Genomic DNA, 14,521 nt, shown 5'->3' on the forward strand with positions numbered 1-14,521 from the left:
TCGACCCATGGAGCTGACCCCACGAGACAAAGATAAGCTGCTGCTGTTTTCTGCCGCCCAGCTTGCCGAGCGCCGCAAAGCTCGCGGCCTAAAACTCAACTACCCCGAAGCCGTCGCGCTAATCAGCTTCGAAATTATCGAAGGCGCCCGTGACGGTAGAAGCGTCGCCGATCTAATGAGCTACGGCCGCGAGATTCTCACCCGTGACGACGTGATGAACGGCGTGGCGGAAATGGTGGATGAAGTGCAGGTGGAGGCTACGTTCCCTGATGGAACCAAGCTGGTCACCGTACACACCCCCATCACTTAAAACGGGCGGCGCTCAATCCGTGTTAAATCCTGGCGCTGACAAATTGAAAAAGGGGAGAACCATCATGATTCCCGGTGAGTATCAGTTAAAAGACGGTGATATTGAGCTATGCGTGGGCCGCGAGCGGATTAGCGTCGAAGTGGCCAATACCGGCGACCGCCCCATTCAGATTGGCTCCCACTACCACTTTGCCGAAGCCAACCCTGCGCTGGTATTTGATCGCAGTAAAGCGTGTGGTTTTCGTTTAGATGTCGCAGCGGGCACCGCGATTCGCTTTGAGCCTGGCCAGACCCGCGAGGTCACACTGATTCCGTTTGTCGGCAAGCGCGAAATCTACGGCTTCCGTGGCGATGTGATGGGTGCGCTCGATGGAGATAAACAATGAAACCGGTTAACAAAATCAGTCGGCAAGCCTACGCCGACATGTACGGCCCCACGGTGGGCGACCGCGTGCGCCTGGGGGATACCGAGCTATGGATCGAAGTGGAGAAAGACGCCACCCACTACGGCGACGAGGTGAAGTTCGGCGGCGGCAAGGTGATTCGCGACGGCATGGGGCAAAGCCAACGCAATGACGCTACGGTCATGGATACGGTGATTACTAATGCACTGATTTTAGACTGGTGGGGCATCGTTAAAGCCGATGTCGGCCTGCAGGGCGGGCGCATTGCCGCCATTGGCAAGGCAGGCAACCCCGACGTACAGCCCGATGTAGAGATTGTGATTGGCCCTGGCACTGAAGTTATCTCAGGCGAAGGCAAGATTCTCACCGCTGGCGGTATCGACGCGCATATCCACTTTATCTGCCCCCAACAGGTGGAAGAAGCGCTCATGAGCGGCGTCACCACCATGCTGGGCGGCGGCACTGGCCCGGCGACGGGCTCCAACGCCACCACCTGTACCCCCGGCGCTTGGCACATTGGCAAGATGCTCCAGGCGGTAGATGACCTGCCGATGAACATTGGCCTGCTCGGCAAAGGCAACGCCAGCCTGCCTGAAGCATTGGAAGCGCAGCTAGAAGCCGGTGCAATGGGGCTGAAGCTTCACGAAGACTGGGGCACCACGCCTGCGTCTATCGATAATTGCTTAAGCGTTGCCGAACGATACGATGTACAGATCGCCATCCACACCGATACGCTCAACGAATCCGGCTTTGTGGAAGACACCCTGGCGGCGTTCAAAGAGCGCGGTATTCACACCTATCACACCGAAGGGGCTGGGGGCGGTCACGCACCGGATATCCTCACCGCCTGCTCAAAAGAGTACGTGCTGCCATCTTCTACCAACCCGACGCGGCCTTATACGGTGAACACCATCGACGAGCATCTAGATATGTTGATGGTCTGCCACCACCTGGACCCTAATATTCCCGAAGACGTGGCCTTTGCCGATTCGCGTATTCGCCGCGAAACCATCGCCGCCGAGGATATCCTCCACGACCTGGGCGTGATCTCGATGATCGCCTCCGACTCCCAGGCCATGGGCCGCGTGGGCGAAGTAGTCTGCCGCACCTGGCAAACCGCCCACAAAATGAAAGTGCAGCGTGGCCTGCTGCCGGAAGATGAAGCGTTAGGGGCTGATAACCTGCGTGCCAAGCGCTATATCGCCAAATACACCATTAACCCTGCCATTACCCACGGCATTGCCCATGAGGTAGGTTCTATCGAAGTGGGTAAGCTGGCTGATTTAGTGCTCTGGAAACCGGCGTTTTTTGGCGTAAAGCCCTCGCTGATTTTAAAGGGTGGCATGATTGCGGCAGCGCCCATGGGCGACCCCAATGCCTCTATTCCCACGCCGCAGCCAGTGCATTACCGCCACATGTTTGGTGCCTTTGGGCGGGCCACCAGCCAGATCCGGCTCAATTTTGTTAGCCAGGCCGCGATTGATGCGGGAATTAAGGATCGCCTGGGCCTGCATAGCACCTTAGCAGCCTGTAAAAACGTACGGGGCGTGCGCAAAAAAGATATGAAGCTCAACGACGCCTGCCCAGAGCTGACGGTTGACCCACAAACCTACGAAGTGCGCTGCGACGGCGAACTGCTCACCTGTGAGCCCGCCACCGAGCTGCCGCTAGCGCAGCGGTATCACTTGTTTTGATTGAGTTATTGTCCGGGGCGCCGGGGGTAGGCCTACGAGAGGGCGCTGTAAATACGTCCCTGTAAGCTACTTTTGCCATCCATGGTAAAAGACCCTCTCTACGGCCTACCCCCGGCTCAGCCTTCATGGATCGAGAAAGGATAAGAGCATGCTTAAATTAATTGAGCGCTTAGGGCCGATAGACGAAAGCGCCGCCAGCGACACGCTGACACTGCCCTTCGAGCTACGCATTCGAGGCCGTTTGAAAGCCGAAAGTGACAGCGGCCAGCCGCTGGGGCTGTTTCTGGATCGCGGTCCCGTGCTGCGCGATGGCGAAGGCTTAAAAGCTGAAAGTGGCGAGGTAGTGCGCATACGTGCCGCTATTGAGCCTGTGGTGACTGCGCGAGTAAGCACAGGCTTACCCCTGGCGAGGCTTGCTTACCACCTTGGCAACCGCCATGTGCAGCTGGCGCTGGGCGAAGACGAAAAGGGCGGCTGGGTGCGCTTCCCCCCCGACCATGTGCTAGAAGAACTGGCGGAATTGCTGGGAGCTGAGCTTGAGCATCACAACGCCACCTTCGACCCAGAGCCGGGGGCCTATAACCAAGTAGGTGGCGGCGGGCATTCTCACGGACATTCTCATGGACACTCCCACGACCATGAGCACCCACATGATCATTCACACGCTCATGAGCACCACCATGCCCACTGAGCAGCCATCAGACCTCGCCCTGTTAGGGCTGATGCAGCTGGTCAGCCCCGCACTGCCCATCGGTGCCTTTGCGTTTTCCCAAGGGTTGGAAAGTGCCTTTGAGCTGGGCTGGGTCAGCGATGAGCAAAGTCTGGCGGTGTGGCTTTCTGGCGTGCTGGAAGACGGCCTAACCCGCTGTGAGCTGCCGCTGATTGCACGCTTATACTCCGCCTTTGAGCAACAGGACAGTGCCGTCGTTGCGCAATGGGATGAGTGGCTGGCCGCCACCCGAGAAACCGCTGAACTGGCCGCCGAGGATAGCCGCTTGGGCGCTTCGCTCAAGCGCTTGCTGGGCAGCCTGGACTTATTGCCACATGAGACCTTACTGCCGGCTCATGCCGGCTACGTCACCCTATTTAGCTATGCCGCCCACATGCGCGGCGTATCCAAGCGTCAGGCGCTTTTAGGGTTTGGCTGGGCGTGGCTGGAAAACCAGCTGGCGGTGGCCTGCAAAGCACTGCCCCTGGGCCACACCGCCGCCCAACGCGTGATTGAACAGCTGCGCGGGGAGCTGGTGGCCGCCGTCGACCAGGCGTTGTTGCTCGACGATGATGGCCTTGGCCCCGTATTGCCCGGCGTGGCGCTGGCAAGTGCGCTGCATGAAACGCAATATTCACGCTTGTTTAGAAGCTAAACGCTTAGCTATTTTAAAAGCTTATCTATTAGGAGAGAACAATGACGCACTGTTTACGCGTAGGCGTGGGTGGCCCGGTGGGTTCCGGTAAAACCGCACTGCTCAAGCAGCTCTGTTCAGCGCTAAGGGATTACTACGACATCGCCGTCGTGACCAATGATATTTATACCCGCGAAGATGCCGATTTTTTGCTCAAACACGATGCCCTGCCTGCCGACCGCATACTCGGCGTGGAAACCGGCGGCTGCCCGCACACGGCGATTCGTGAAGATGCCTCGATGAACCTAGCAGCGATTGATGAGCTGCACGCCCGCCATCCAAAACTTGAGCTAGTGTTGGTGGAGTCCGGTGGTGACAACCTGTCGGCCACTTTCAGCCCCGAGCTTTCCGATCTCACGCTGTACGTGATCGACGTTTCCGCAGGCGATAAGATCCCCCGTAAAGGCGGGCCAGGCATTACCAAATCAGACCTACTGATTATCAACAAAATTGATATTGCCGAGCAGGTGCACGCGTCTCTTGAGGTGATGGAGCGCGACTCGAAGAAAATGCGTGGCGAGCGTCCCTTTGTGTTTACCAACCTCTACGATGGCGTTGGGCTTGAAGAGATCATCCGCTTTATTCTCGATAAAGGGATGTTAGATGAGAGGCGCCCACAGGCTGAAAAAGCTATCGGCTGAGGTAATAAATCCCGCTCTTACTTTACCCGTGTAATGGGCTGTCGGCTTGGGTCGGCATACCAGGGCAGATCCAGGCGGGTATTTCTTTCCAGCTCAGCAATGACTTGGGCGCCCAGCAGTAAAATGACGGCGCCCACTTCCAGGCTAATCAGCAAAATCACCAGCGTTGCCAGCGAGCCGTAAACGGCGTTGACGAACGACAGGTTGGCGAAATAGTAGACCAGCAGTAGCCGTACGCCTTCCCACAGCAGTGCCGCAACGAATCCACCCACTACCGCACGACGTAAAGCAATGCGCACGACGGGCAGCACTTTATAGATAGCGCTGAATAACAAGAACACCCCAACAAAACTGGCCAGGTTTAGCACGGGGCCTGAAAACCCCGCGAGCGGCAGTTCTCTATCGAAAAACATCAGCACCAATGCATTGAGCGAGCTGGCCAGGGTGACCACTAGTGTCAGCGCCATCAACCCGGCGCCCAACACCACCATGAAAGCGTAGGGCAGCATCACGGAAACCCAGACGCTGCGTTTAACATGGGGCGTCTCCGGCGCATGAAAAATGATCGCAAGAGCATCTTCCAGCATGCGAAAAGCAAAGGAGCTAAACAGCAGCAGAATAGGGAAGCTCAAAATGCCAATGACATCCCGGGAAGCCAGCAAGCTACGCACGGCTTCCAACAGCACTTCGGCGTGAGCAGGGGCCATATGGCGCGCCTGTACCGTTAGCACATTTAGAAGGTGCTGTTCATCAACCACCTGGGTGAGGAGCACCACGAGGAGAGCAAACAGCGGCACAATGGAGAGCAGAATATTATAGCCCACGCCTCCTGCCAGCAGGATGCCGTGGTTTTTAAAGAAGTTGCGTATTACGCGCCAGGCAAAACGGGCCAGCCGAGGGAGCAGTAAAAAGAGCGTACTAATGATGACGCGGGTTCGAACCATGGCGTGCTGTTCTCCTTGTACGTGAGCCCCTACTGCCATGATACGCCGATGGAAGTAGCAAATAACAAGGAGGGTGAGGAATTACAGCACCAGGAGGCACGGCGATTGAATAACAGCGGAAATAAAAACTGCCCTGACCGGGCGGTTGCGGTTAGAGCAGCGGAAGAGTGTGGCTAGCAGCTTGCTAAAACGGGCCGTCCTTGGCCACCACCTGAACACAATGAACCGATAGGATATTGATAACCTTAACCTATGTTATCAACAGCCGGGTTGATGGGATAATTAACTGTTCAATAAGTAAAAAAGTACCGTGAGTGGTTAAAGTTGACACACATTAAGCCGATATTTATAAGCATAATTCTATTAAAATTCTCATTGGACCAATAACATCATGGCTACTGCTCCCCACACAACCGTAAGACGAGCCTCCGGGCTGCAAGCAAAAGTGCTTGCGCTGGTGTTGCTACCCCTGCTTTTAGTGACCGTTGCCCTGGTAGTCTTTGATGCGTATAGCCGCACCCAAGACACCCGTAACACCCTTGCCGAGCAGCGTGAACTGCTCATTAACGAGCGCCGCGATGCGGTGCGTGATGTGGTGCAAATGGCCACCACCGCCGCTGCGCCTATTTACGAGCAGGCCGGTGCTAATGATGAGGAAGCAAAACAGCAGGTAGCAGAGTTGGTGCGCGCCATGCGCTTTGACGACAACAACTACATTTTTATCTACGACTATGAGGGTAACAATATCGTCACGGCCCCCGCCCCAGAGCGGGAAGGTACCAATATGATTGATGTGCAAACCCCTGACGGTAAGTACCTTATTCGCGACATTATTCAGTTTGCACAGGGTGGTGGTGGTTTCTACAGCTACTTATGGGAATACCCCGGTACCCGCGAGATTGAACCGAAGCACTCATATGTCGATAATTTTGAAAAATGGGGTTGGTTAATTGGCGCCGGGGTATATGTCACCGATGTAGACGATACTGTTGCTGGGCTTGAAGCGGCTGCCCGTACTAATTTACGCCAGTCCATTATCTATGCCGCGCTACTAGGGGCTGCTCTGTTCGCGATTGTCGCGCTCCTCTCTTACGGTTTTGTTCGCCGCACGGTTGGGCCGATCAAGCGCACAACCAGCGCTATGCAAGATATTGCACAAGGCCGTGGTGACCTCACCCAGCGCTTAGCGGTAGAGAGCAACGATGAAGTAGGGAGTCTGGCGATTCAGTTCAACGCCTTTGTGGAGCGCATGCAGGAAACCCTGCTGGATGTGCGTCGCAGCACCATGAGCGTGTACCAATCGGCGGGGGAGATCTCCCACAGCTCCGAGGAACTGGCCACCCGCACTGAGCAGGCGGCGGCCAACTTGCAAGAAACCTCGGCGTCTATGGAGGAGATCACCTCGACGGTGAACCACAGCGCGGATAACGCCCAGCAGGCCAATAAGCTGGTGCAATCCACGTCAGAGGTGGCCCACCAGGGTGAAGAGGCGATGGGCCAGGTTGAGCGCACCATGAGCGATATTAACGACTCGGCCACGCGCATCAGCGAAATTATTAGCATGATTGATGCCATTGCCTTCCAGACTAACATTCTGGCGCTTAACGCCTCGGTAGAAGCGGCGCGGGCCGGTGAGCATGGCCGTGGTTTTGCCGTGGTGGCTCAAGAGGTGCGGGTGCTGGCTAGCCGCTCCAGCGATGCTTCTAAAGAGATTCGCGGGCTGATCGACAACTCGGTGCAGCACACTCATGCTGGTGCCGAACTGGTGCGTAATGCAGGCGCGACGATGCGTGAAATCGTTGAAAGCGTCTCTAAAGTCACCGACGTTATTGGTGAGATTAGCGCCGGAGCCAAAGAGCAAAGCAGCGGTATCGGTCAGATCAACACTGCTGTGGCAGAAATGGACACCATGACTCAGCAGAACGCTGCCATGGTGCAGGAGTCCACTACCGCCGCTGCCGACATGCGTCGCCACGCCGAACACCTGAACGAGCTGATCAACTCCTTCGTGTTAGGCGAGGATGAATCCCTGCAGCGCCAAGCACTGCCTGCCAAAGGCACGGCCAGTGCGAATGCGGGATTAAAGCGCCCAGCGCTCTCTTCCAAGTCAGCGCCCGCCCAGCACGCCGATGATAAGTGGGAAGAGTTCTAGGCAGAGGGTAGTTAGCGAACCGTTAGCGAATACAAAAGGGGCTTGCCGATTGGCAAGCCCCTTTTTTCGTACGTGCTTTTTAGCTCAGTGGTTCTGCTTAATTACCCGACCAGCCCAACAAAATCGGCACGTACACCACCAGCAGCAGCACACCAATTAGCCCCAGTAGGTAAGGGATAATTGCCCGCGTGATGCGCTCAAGCGGCAGCTGTGTGACCGACGAGGCGACGTAGAGGTTAATTGCCACCGGTGGGGTAATCATACCAATGGAAAGCCCCACCACGATGATCAGCCCAAAGTGGATCGGGTCGATGCCCAGCTGCAGCACCAGCGGCAGCAGTACCGGGGTGAGAATGATCAAGGCGCTAGCGGTTTCGATAAACACCCCGGTCAGCAGAATCACCGCCACCACCAGCAGCATAATCACGTAGGGGTTAGTGGAGAGCGACAGCACAGATTGGGCGATGGCGCCGGGCACTTGCCAGCTAGACAGTGTCCAGCTCAGCACTGCCGACATGGCAATCACCAGCATAATCACCGCCGTGGTCATCGCCGAGCGAATCAGCAGCTTATATACCTGGGCCAGGGTTAAATCCCGGTACACAAACAGCGATACCAACAGCGCGTAGTTGACTGCCACTACGGCGGCTTCCGAAGGCGTGAAAATGCCCGAAAAGATACCGCCCAGAATAATAACCGGCGTCATCAGACCCCAGCTGGCGGCTTTAAACGTACGCCAGATAGTCAGTAGCGAGAGCGGCGTACCTTTGGGGTATTGGCGCTTATACGCTTGCGTGATTGCAATGGCCATGAGACCCAAACCCATGGCCAGCCCGGGTAAAAAGCCGTTCAAAAACAGCTTGGACACCGACTGCTGGGCAATCACTGCGTAGATAATCATCGGCACCGAAGGGGGAATCACCACGCCGATGGTGCCGCTGGCGGCGATTAAGCTGGCCGCTGACGCCGGGTCGTAGCCTTTGCGCTTAAGCTCCGGCACCAGGCTTGAACCCACTGCAGCAGTCGTCGCCGCGCCGGAGCCAGAAATCGCCGCGAAGAACATGCCCGCCATCACCGAGACCACCGAAAGCCCGCCGCGCATAAAGCCTACCAGCGAATCGGCAAAGCTCACCAGTCGCTCGCTGACCCTGCCCTGGGCCATTAAATCTCCCGCTAGAATAAACATCGGGATCGCGACCAGGGCAAAGGAGTTAATGCCTTGAAACATCTGCTGGGTCACGACCATTAGCGGCACGCCAGACTGATGCAAGGCATACAGTGTGCTGGCGCCAATCGCAAAGGCGATCGGCACGCCCAGCAGCATAAACAGGAAAAACAGCCCAAACAGCACCAGCGTCATAGCGATTTCTCCTCGGCGGCGGCTGTCGGTTCACCGTTGATCAGCACTTCAATCATGTCCACCAAGGCGTACCACGCCATGATAGCGGCTGAAATCGGAATCACTGCATACACGTAGGTCATCGAGAGACGCAAAGAAGCGGATTTCTGAAAGCTTTGCACCTGCATATAGCGGTAGCCAATCATGACCAACATCACCATAAAGGCCAGTACCACCGCGAGCGCTGCCAAGCGCGCTAGCTTGCGTAGCGGCAGTGGGAGTGCGTCCACGGCGAACGTTACTGCGATATGTCGCCCACGCTGAAAGGCCAGCGTACCGGCTAAAAACGTAATCCACACTAGCAGAAAGCGTGCGACCTCTTCGGTCCAGCCCACGGCGTTAAAAAAAACGCGCGAAACAATCTGTAGCGTGATTACGCCAATTAAAGCTGCCATGCCCGCAAACACCACGGGCTGGATGATCACATCCAGCCCGCGTTCAATGCGTCGCAGCAGCGTCAAAAGAGGCTGTGCAAACACCATCACTGATTTAGCGCCTCCTGAATGCGCGGTAGGTAGTCGCCAAACTGCTGGCCGTATTTCTCGTACACCGGCGCCACAGCGGCTTGGAAGGCTTCAATATCTGGCGACGCGTTGATTTCCATGCCTGATTCACCAAGGTCAGCCAGCTGTTCGGCTTCCATAATAGCATTCTGCTCCCTGGCATAGGCGGATGCTTGCTGGGCGGCGTCTAGCACAATGGGCTGGAGCGCTTCCTGCAGGCCGTTCCAGGCGGGTAGGCTCATGATAAACGTTGCTGGCGCATAAATATGCCGCGTCATGGTGAGGTGATCCTGGGTTTCCGCAAGGTTAAACGCATGAATGGCGTTCACCGGGTTCTCCTGGCCATCAATGGTGCCCTGCTGCAGGGCGGTCAGCGCTTCTGTCCAGGCCATGGGCACGGCGTTGGCACCCAGTTCGCGGAACGTATCAACATAAACCTCGTTTTCGATGACGCGCAGCCTCAGGCCTTGAAGGTCTTCCGGCGCGTTAATCGCGTTTTGGCTGTTGGTGATATTACGAAAGCCGCGTTCAGCGTAGGCCAGCCCTTTCAGGTTAACGTCCTGTAACTGTCCCAATATTTCCTGGCCAATCTCGCCATCTAGCACAGAGTAGGCGGCTTCGGCGCTGGGAAAGAGAAACGGCAGCTCAAAAACAGAGAACGTATCAACGAAGTTCGCCACTGGCCCGTTGGTAATCACGCCCATATCCACGGTGCCGATTTGCATGCCTTCTAACAGGGTGCGCTCATCGCCCAGGGAGGCGTTCGGGTAAATCTCAATGGTGACTGCGCCATCGGTCTGTTCACTAATAATCTGCTGAAACCGCTCAGCGGCAATATGATACGTGTCTTCCGTATTCACCACATGGGCTAAGCGCAGCGTGGTGGGGGCTATCTCATCAGCGTGGCCAGCGAAGGGGAAACCGAGCAAGCCAGCACACATAATGGGCAGCGTGAATTGTTTTAGTTGGCGAGTTGCTTTTGTCACAGCGTTAACGTTAAAGCGGGCGAGGTTGTTCACATGATCTCCTGGACGTTGGCAGTTCTTATTATAAATAGAGAGGCGTGGTTGTTTATCTTCTTAGTGTTCATCTATATCACACTCGCCCTAGGCGACAAATTACTTATTTTTATTCCATTATTCGTGATGCTAATCCGAAAAATCTTTATAGATCTTGGGCTTGAGTGATTTTGCGGTTAGCGCTAGCCTGCAAGCGGCGCCTCTTGATTGCGCACTCTTGGATGACGTATTTAACGGTGTTTAAAAAAGCTAAGTGCATCGACCAATGGTGTAGTCAGCTAAAACAGGAATAAGAAATGGATAAGTTGCTGAATGACCTTTTAGCTATTGTTGGCCCGGCGGGAGTATTGGTGGGCGATGATGTCTCACAGCGAAGCGTTGACTGGTTTACCGGCGCACCGTGTCAGGCTAAGGCAATCATCAGGCCGCGCAGCACAGAGCAGCTGAGCCGCGTGATGGCCGCGTGTTATCAGGCCGACCAGCCCGTGGTGACCCACGGCGGTATGACCGGCATTGTGCATGGCGGTGTGGCTAACCCGGATGAGCTTGTCGTTTCGCTGGAGTTAATGAACCATATCGAAGAGATCGACGCAGTTGGCTCCACGATCGATGTTCAGGCGGGGGTAACCTTGCAGCGTGTACAGGAAGCGGCAGAAGAGATCGGCATGCAGTTTCCCCTTGATCTGGGGGCAAGAGGTTCCTGCACCATTGGCGGCAACATCGCCACCAATGCCGGGGGCATACGGGTAATACGCTACGGGATGATGCGCCAGCAGGTGCTCGGGTTAGAGGCGGTGCTAAGCGATGGGACCGTGGTGAGCTCGTTAAATAAAATGCTGAAAAACAATGCGGGTTACGATTTAAAACAGCTGTTTATTGGTAGCGAAGGTACGCTGGGAATCGTTACCCGCGCGGTGCTGCGTTTACAGCCGCACATGCCCAGCGAGCAAACGGCGCTGGTGGCGGTGCCCTCGTTTGATGCGCTAACCCAGCTATTGAAACTGGCTTCCCGCGAGCTAGCCAACAGCCTCAGCGCTTTTGAAGCCCTGTGGAATAATCACTACCGGCTGATGACCACCCAGAGCGGTAAGCATGCGCCCGTGTTAGCGGACGACTCACCGTTCTACGCCATTATTGAAACCCTGGGCCTTGATGAGGCCCAAGATGCCGAGCACTTTTCGCTCGTGTTGCAACAAGCGCTAGAAGCCGGCTTGATCACCGACGCTGTGTTGGCAAGTTCCCATGCCCAGCGCCACGCGATTTGGGCCATCCGAGAAGATATCGAAGTGCTGGTGCACGCGCTTAAGCCGATGTTCTCCTATGATGTCAGCCTGCCGATTCCCAACATGGCAGCCTATGTGGAGGGCTTGGAAAGTCGCCTTAAAGCGCAGTGGCCGGACGCCAGCAAGCTGGTGGTGTTTGGCCACTTAGGGGATGGCAACTTACACATTATGATCACGGTACGCGACGATAGCCCAGAGAGCCGCCGCCAGGTTGAGCAGTTGGTCTATTCGCCGTTAAAAGCGTTTGGGGGGTCTATTTCTGCTGAACACGGCATTGGGCTTGAGAAAAAAGCGTACCTTTCGGTGTCACGCACCCCTGCAGAGATCGCCTTAATGCAGCGCCTTAAGGCCGCACTAGACCCTAAAGGACTGCTAAACCCCGGTAAGGTGATCACGCTGGAATAAGCCGTCACGATATCTGCGATGCCAACGTTTAGGGAGTCGGTGCCATCAGCTCCCTAATCAGCGACTTCAACCAGTGTATGCCCGCATCGTGCTCTTTTCGCTCATCCCAGCAGAGGCACACTTTAAAGGGCGCAACATCCAGCGGCAGGGCGTAAAACCTCAGCGAGTTATCACGACAAATCACGTTGGCAGCGCTCTCGGTGACCACGCAGAGCAGCTGAGTCGCCGTCAATATCTCCTGCAGCGGCGTAATATAGGGCGTCTTGGCGACGACTTTGCGCTCCAGCCCCAGCTTTCGCAGCTTCTCATTAATTAACAGAGGGCTGTCTTCCCGATGGGAAAGCGCAACCTGCGGCGCGTTCAAAAACGCCTCCAGCGTGATGGTATGACCCTCCCCGTAGACACTGGCATCGCCCACGCAGCCGATTACATCGTCAAACAGGTATTCGTGAGACGAGGTGAGCGGCAGCGCCTCAAACTGCACCATGGCAAGATCGATATCATGGGTTTGTATCGCGTGTTGCGCCTCTTTGGCACTGGCAATGCGTGTCGAGAGCATGTTGAAGCACACGTCGGGGGCGTGGGTTAAGCAGTGCTGAATCAGCTTAGGCTGCAGCTGCTGGCTGACATAGTCGACCAAGCTGACGCGAAACTCGCGCTGCGAGGTGGCAGGTGAAAACTCGCTGTTGTTATAAACCGCCTGATCAAAATAGAACAACCCTTTTGCCACGGCGGTATTCATTTGCCGCGCCAGGGGCGTTGGCTGCATGCCATCCACCGTCTTGATAAAGAGCGGGTCATCCATCATAAAGCGAAGCTTCTTCAGCGAATGGCTAACGGCGGGTTGGCTCAGGCAGAGTGTTTCTGCGGTCAGCGTTAAGCTGCGTTTCCAATACAGTGTGTGAAACACCAATAATAAATTAAGATTTATCTTATTCAGTCTCATTGCCAACTTTATAGGGGAAGTTTCGTTCATCACGTTTATCTCATGTTGGCAAAGGGCTGTTTGCGCATCGTGTGCATGTTACGCAAACAGCCGGCGGTTATTTTATTAACATCCCATCAGTTGGTGGTTGGCTGTGTTAGTAAAAAGACCGCTTATTTTAGCGCCTCCTGAATACGCGACAGGTAGTCACCGAACTGCTCGCCGTACTTCTCGTATACCGGGGCGACGGCGGCTTGGAAAGCCTCCATATCCGGCGAGTCGTTAATTTCCATGCCCGCATCGCGCAGGGCTTGCAACTGCTCGGCTTCCATTTCGGCGTTCATCTGGCGCTCATGCTCGGCGGCTTCCTGGGCGGCTGCCAGCAGTACCTCCTGCGCGTGCTCTGGCAGTTGGCTCCATGCGGGCATGCCCATCACAAAAATTGCTGGGGCGTAGGTGTGGCGGGAGAGCGTCATATAGCTCTGCGTTTCATCCAGGTTGAACGAGTGGATCACGTTCACCGGGTTTTCCTGACCATCGATAGTGCCCTGCTGCATGGCGGTGAGCGCTTCGGTCCACGCCATGGGAATCGCGTTGGCGCCCAGCTCACGGAAGGTATCGGTGTACACCGGGTTCTCCATCACGCGAATGCGCAGGCCATCCAGGTCTTCCGGCGAATTTACCGCTCGCTCGCTGTTGGTCAGGTTGCGGAACCCGCGTTCGGCGTAGGCCAAGCCTTTCAGGTTTACCTCAGAAAGCTTATCCAAAAGCTCCTGGCCGATGGGGCCATCCAGCACGCTGTAGGCAGCTTCCGGGGAGGGGAACAGGAACGGCAGCTCAAACACCGCCATCTCTTCGACAAAGTTAGCCACCGGCCCGTTGGTAATCACGCCCATATCCACGGTGCCGATCTGCATGCCTTCCAGTAGCGTGCGCTCATCGCCTAGTGAGGCGTTGGGGTAGATCTCGATATCGACTTTGCCATCGGTGCGCGCTTCCACCAGTTCTTCAAATTTAGTGGCCGCAATATGGAAGCCATCCTGTTCATTAACCACGTGGGCCAAGCGTAGTGTTACCGGGTCCATATCGGCAAACTCGTTCGCGTTCGCGGTGCTCACCAGCGCCAGTGAGATGCCCAGTGCCAGCGTGTTACGTGCAAATGTTTTCATTATAAGAGTTTCCTGGTTTCACTAAGAGGGACGTGCACTTAAAGCATGCACCAGGCAGGCGAAAACGGTCAATCGACACAGCTGAACGCCGCTTCCTCGCTGGACACAGCGTGCCCACACGGGTAAGATGCGCACCCAAAGCGCCCGTAGCTCAGTTGGATAGAGTGTCGGCCTCCGAAGCCGAAGGTCGCAGGTTCGATTCCTGCCGGGCGCGCCAAACATATCAAGGGCTTACGTTAACGCGTAGGCCCTTTTGTTTTGTGGTAATGAT

At 55.9% G+C, this 14,521-nt stretch carries 14 protein-coding genes and 1 tRNA gene; 9 read left to right on the forward strand and 6 right to left on the reverse strand.

Translation table 11 applies throughout. The features are described from left to right. Positions 1–7: 7 nt before the first annotated feature. The 6 genes from LOS15_RS15460 to ureG all read left to right on the forward strand — a co-directional run bounded on the left by LOS15_RS15460 (position 8) and on the right by ureG (position 4,451). Complete coding sequence (locus LOS15_RS15460) at positions 8–310, forward strand: urease subunit gamma (protein ID WP_263066895.1); 303 nt, start codon at positions 8–10, stop codon at positions 308–310. Between the two features lie 64 nt (positions 311–374). Then, a complete protein-coding gene (locus tag LOS15_RS15465; protein ID WP_263066896.1) occupies positions 375–695 on the forward strand; it encodes an urease subunit beta in 321 nt (106 codons plus the stop codon). Continuing rightward, the gene (gene ureC / locus LOS15_RS15470) at positions 692–2,407 is read left to right on the forward strand and encodes an urease subunit alpha (protein ID WP_263066898.1); all 1,716 of its coding nucleotides are present in this window, start codon (positions 692–694) and stop codon (positions 2,405–2,407) included. Before LOS15_RS15465 ends, ureC begins: the two co-directional genes overlap by 4 nt. A gap of 148 nt (positions 2,408–2,555) precedes the next feature. After that, on the forward strand, positions 2,556–3,098 hold the full coding sequence (ureE, locus tag LOS15_RS15475; protein ID WP_263066900.1) for an urease accessory protein UreE: 543 nt from the start codon (positions 2,556–2,558) through the stop codon (positions 3,096–3,098). Beyond that, positions 3,088–3,771, forward strand: a complete 684-nt coding sequence (locus LOS15_RS15480) for an urease accessory protein UreF (protein WP_263069754.1) — start codon at positions 3,088–3,090, stop codon at positions 3,769–3,771. Before ureE ends, LOS15_RS15480 begins: the two co-directional genes overlap by 11 nt. Before the next feature lie 41 nt (positions 3,772–3,812). Then, positions 3,813–4,451 carry an urease accessory protein UreG gene (ureG, locus tag LOS15_RS15485; protein WP_263066901.1) on the forward strand — a complete coding sequence of 213 codons (639 nt, stop codon included), beginning with the start codon at positions 3,813–3,815 and terminating at the stop codon, positions 4,449–4,451. A 17-nt stretch (positions 4,452–4,468) separates the two neighbouring features. On the opposite strand, the gene LOS15_RS15490 is transcribed toward ureG, so the two are convergent. Continuing rightward, positions 4,469–5,395 carry a YihY/virulence factor BrkB family protein gene (locus LOS15_RS15490; RefSeq protein ID WP_263066902.1) on the reverse strand — a complete coding sequence of 309 codons (927 nt, stop codon included), beginning with the start codon at positions 5,393–5,395 and terminating at the stop codon, positions 4,469–4,471. Between the two features lie 391 nt (positions 5,396–5,786). Between LOS15_RS15490 and LOS15_RS15495 the strand changes: the two genes are divergently transcribed. Further along, complete coding sequence (locus LOS15_RS15495) at positions 5,787–7,547, forward strand: methyl-accepting chemotaxis protein (RefSeq protein WP_263066903.1); 1,761 nt, start codon at positions 5,787–5,789, stop codon at positions 7,545–7,547. A 97-nt stretch (positions 7,548–7,644) separates the two neighbouring features. On the opposite strand, the gene LOS15_RS15500 is transcribed toward LOS15_RS15495, so the two are convergent. From LOS15_RS15500 to LOS15_RS15510, 3 genes are read right to left on the reverse strand one after another with little or no spacing between them, the layout of a single operon-like run. Next, the gene (locus tag LOS15_RS15500) at positions 7,645–8,907 is read right to left on the reverse strand and encodes a TRAP transporter large permease (protein WP_263066904.1); all 1,263 of its coding nucleotides are present in this window, start codon (positions 8,905–8,907) and stop codon (positions 7,645–7,647) included. Continuing rightward, positions 8,904–9,428, reverse strand: a complete 525-nt coding sequence (locus LOS15_RS15505) for a TRAP transporter small permease (RefSeq protein WP_263069756.1) — start codon at positions 9,426–9,428, stop codon at positions 8,904–8,906. The genes LOS15_RS15500 and LOS15_RS15505 overlap by 4 nt, the downstream gene beginning before the upstream one ends. Further along, positions 9,428–10,468 (reverse strand): TRAP transporter substrate-binding protein, encoded by a 1,041-nt coding sequence (locus LOS15_RS15510; protein ID WP_263066906.1) that lies wholly within the window; start codon positions 10,466–10,468, stop codon positions 9,428–9,430. Before LOS15_RS15510 ends, LOS15_RS15505 begins: the two co-directional genes overlap by 1 nt. A gap of 296 nt (positions 10,469–10,764) precedes the next feature. Between LOS15_RS15510 and LOS15_RS15515 the strand changes: the two genes are divergently transcribed. Beyond that, positions 10,765–12,156, forward strand: coding sequence for an FAD-binding oxidoreductase (locus LOS15_RS15515; RefSeq protein WP_263066908.1), 1,392 nt, complete (start codon positions 10,765–10,767; stop codon positions 12,154–12,156). Between the two features lie 28 nt (positions 12,157–12,184). Here the strand turns inward: LOS15_RS15515 and LOS15_RS15520 are convergent, their stop codons facing one another. Then, on the reverse strand, positions 12,185–13,102 hold the full coding sequence (locus LOS15_RS15520) for a LysR family transcriptional regulator (protein WP_263066910.1): 918 nt from the start codon (positions 13,100–13,102) through the stop codon (positions 12,185–12,187). A 152-nt stretch (positions 13,103–13,254) separates the two neighbouring features. Further along, entirely contained in the window at positions 13,255–14,250 is a 996-nt protein-coding gene (locus LOS15_RS15525) for a TRAP transporter substrate-binding protein (RefSeq protein ID WP_263066912.1), read from the reverse strand. Between the two features lie 140 nt (positions 14,251–14,390). On the opposite strand from LOS15_RS15525, the gene LOS15_RS15530 reads away from it, so the two are divergent. Beyond that, positions 14,391–14,467 (forward strand) — tRNA-Arg (locus LOS15_RS15530). The last annotated feature ends 54 nt before the right edge of the window (positions 14,468–14,521 follow it).

It is taken from the genome of Halomonas sp. 7T (genome assembly GCF_025643255.1).
GTDB lineage: Bacteria > Pseudomonadota > Gammaproteobacteria > Pseudomonadales > Halomonadaceae > Vreelandella.

What these genes read in the sequence shown, in the direction of transcription:
- ureC (WP_263066898.1), top strand. Translation starts at nt 692, where the DNA reads ATGAAACCGGTTAACAAAATCAGTCGGCAAGCCTACGCCGACATGTAC.
- LOS15_RS15525 (WP_263066912.1), bottom strand. Translation starts at nt 14,250, where the DNA reads ATGAAAACATTTGCACGTAACACGCTGGCACTGGGCATCTCACTGGCG.
- ureG (WP_263066901.1), top strand. Translation starts at nt 3,813, where the DNA reads ATGACGCACTGTTTACGCGTAGGCGTGGGTGGCCCGGTGGGTTCCGGT.
- LOS15_RS15480 (WP_263069754.1), top strand. Translation starts at nt 3,088, where the DNA reads ATGCCCACTGAGCAGCCATCAGACCTCGCCCTGTTAGGGCTGATGCAG.
- LOS15_RS15515 (WP_263066908.1), top strand. Translation starts at nt 10,765, where the DNA reads ATGGATAAGTTGCTGAATGACCTTTTAGCTATTGTTGGCCCGGCGGGA.
- LOS15_RS15500 (WP_263066904.1), bottom strand. Translation starts at nt 8,907, where the DNA reads ATGACGCTGGTGCTGTTTGGGCTGTTTTTCCTGTTTATGCTGCTGGGC.
- ureE (WP_263066900.1), top strand. Translation starts at nt 2,556, where the DNA reads ATGCTTAAATTAATTGAGCGCTTAGGGCCGATAGACGAAAGCGCCGCC.
- LOS15_RS15495 (WP_263066903.1), top strand. Translation starts at nt 5,787, where the DNA reads ATGGCTACTGCTCCCCACACAACCGTAAGACGAGCCTCCGGGCTGCAA.
- LOS15_RS15520 (WP_263066910.1), bottom strand. Translation starts at nt 13,102, where the DNA reads ATGAGACTGAATAAGATAAATCTTAATTTATTATTGGTGTTTCACACA.
- LOS15_RS15505 (WP_263069756.1), bottom strand. Translation starts at nt 9,428, where the DNA reads ATGGTGTTTGCACAGCCTCTTTTGACGCTGCTGCGACGCATTGAACGC.
- LOS15_RS15465 (WP_263066896.1), top strand. Translation starts at nt 375, where the DNA reads ATGATTCCCGGTGAGTATCAGTTAAAAGACGGTGATATTGAGCTATGC.
- LOS15_RS15460 (WP_263066895.1), top strand. Translation starts at nt 8, where the DNA reads ATGGAGCTGACCCCACGAGACAAAGATAAGCTGCTGCTGTTTTCTGCC.
- LOS15_RS15490 (WP_263066902.1), bottom strand. Translation starts at nt 5,395, where the DNA reads ATGGTTCGAACCCGCGTCATCATTAGTACGCTCTTTTTACTGCTCCCT.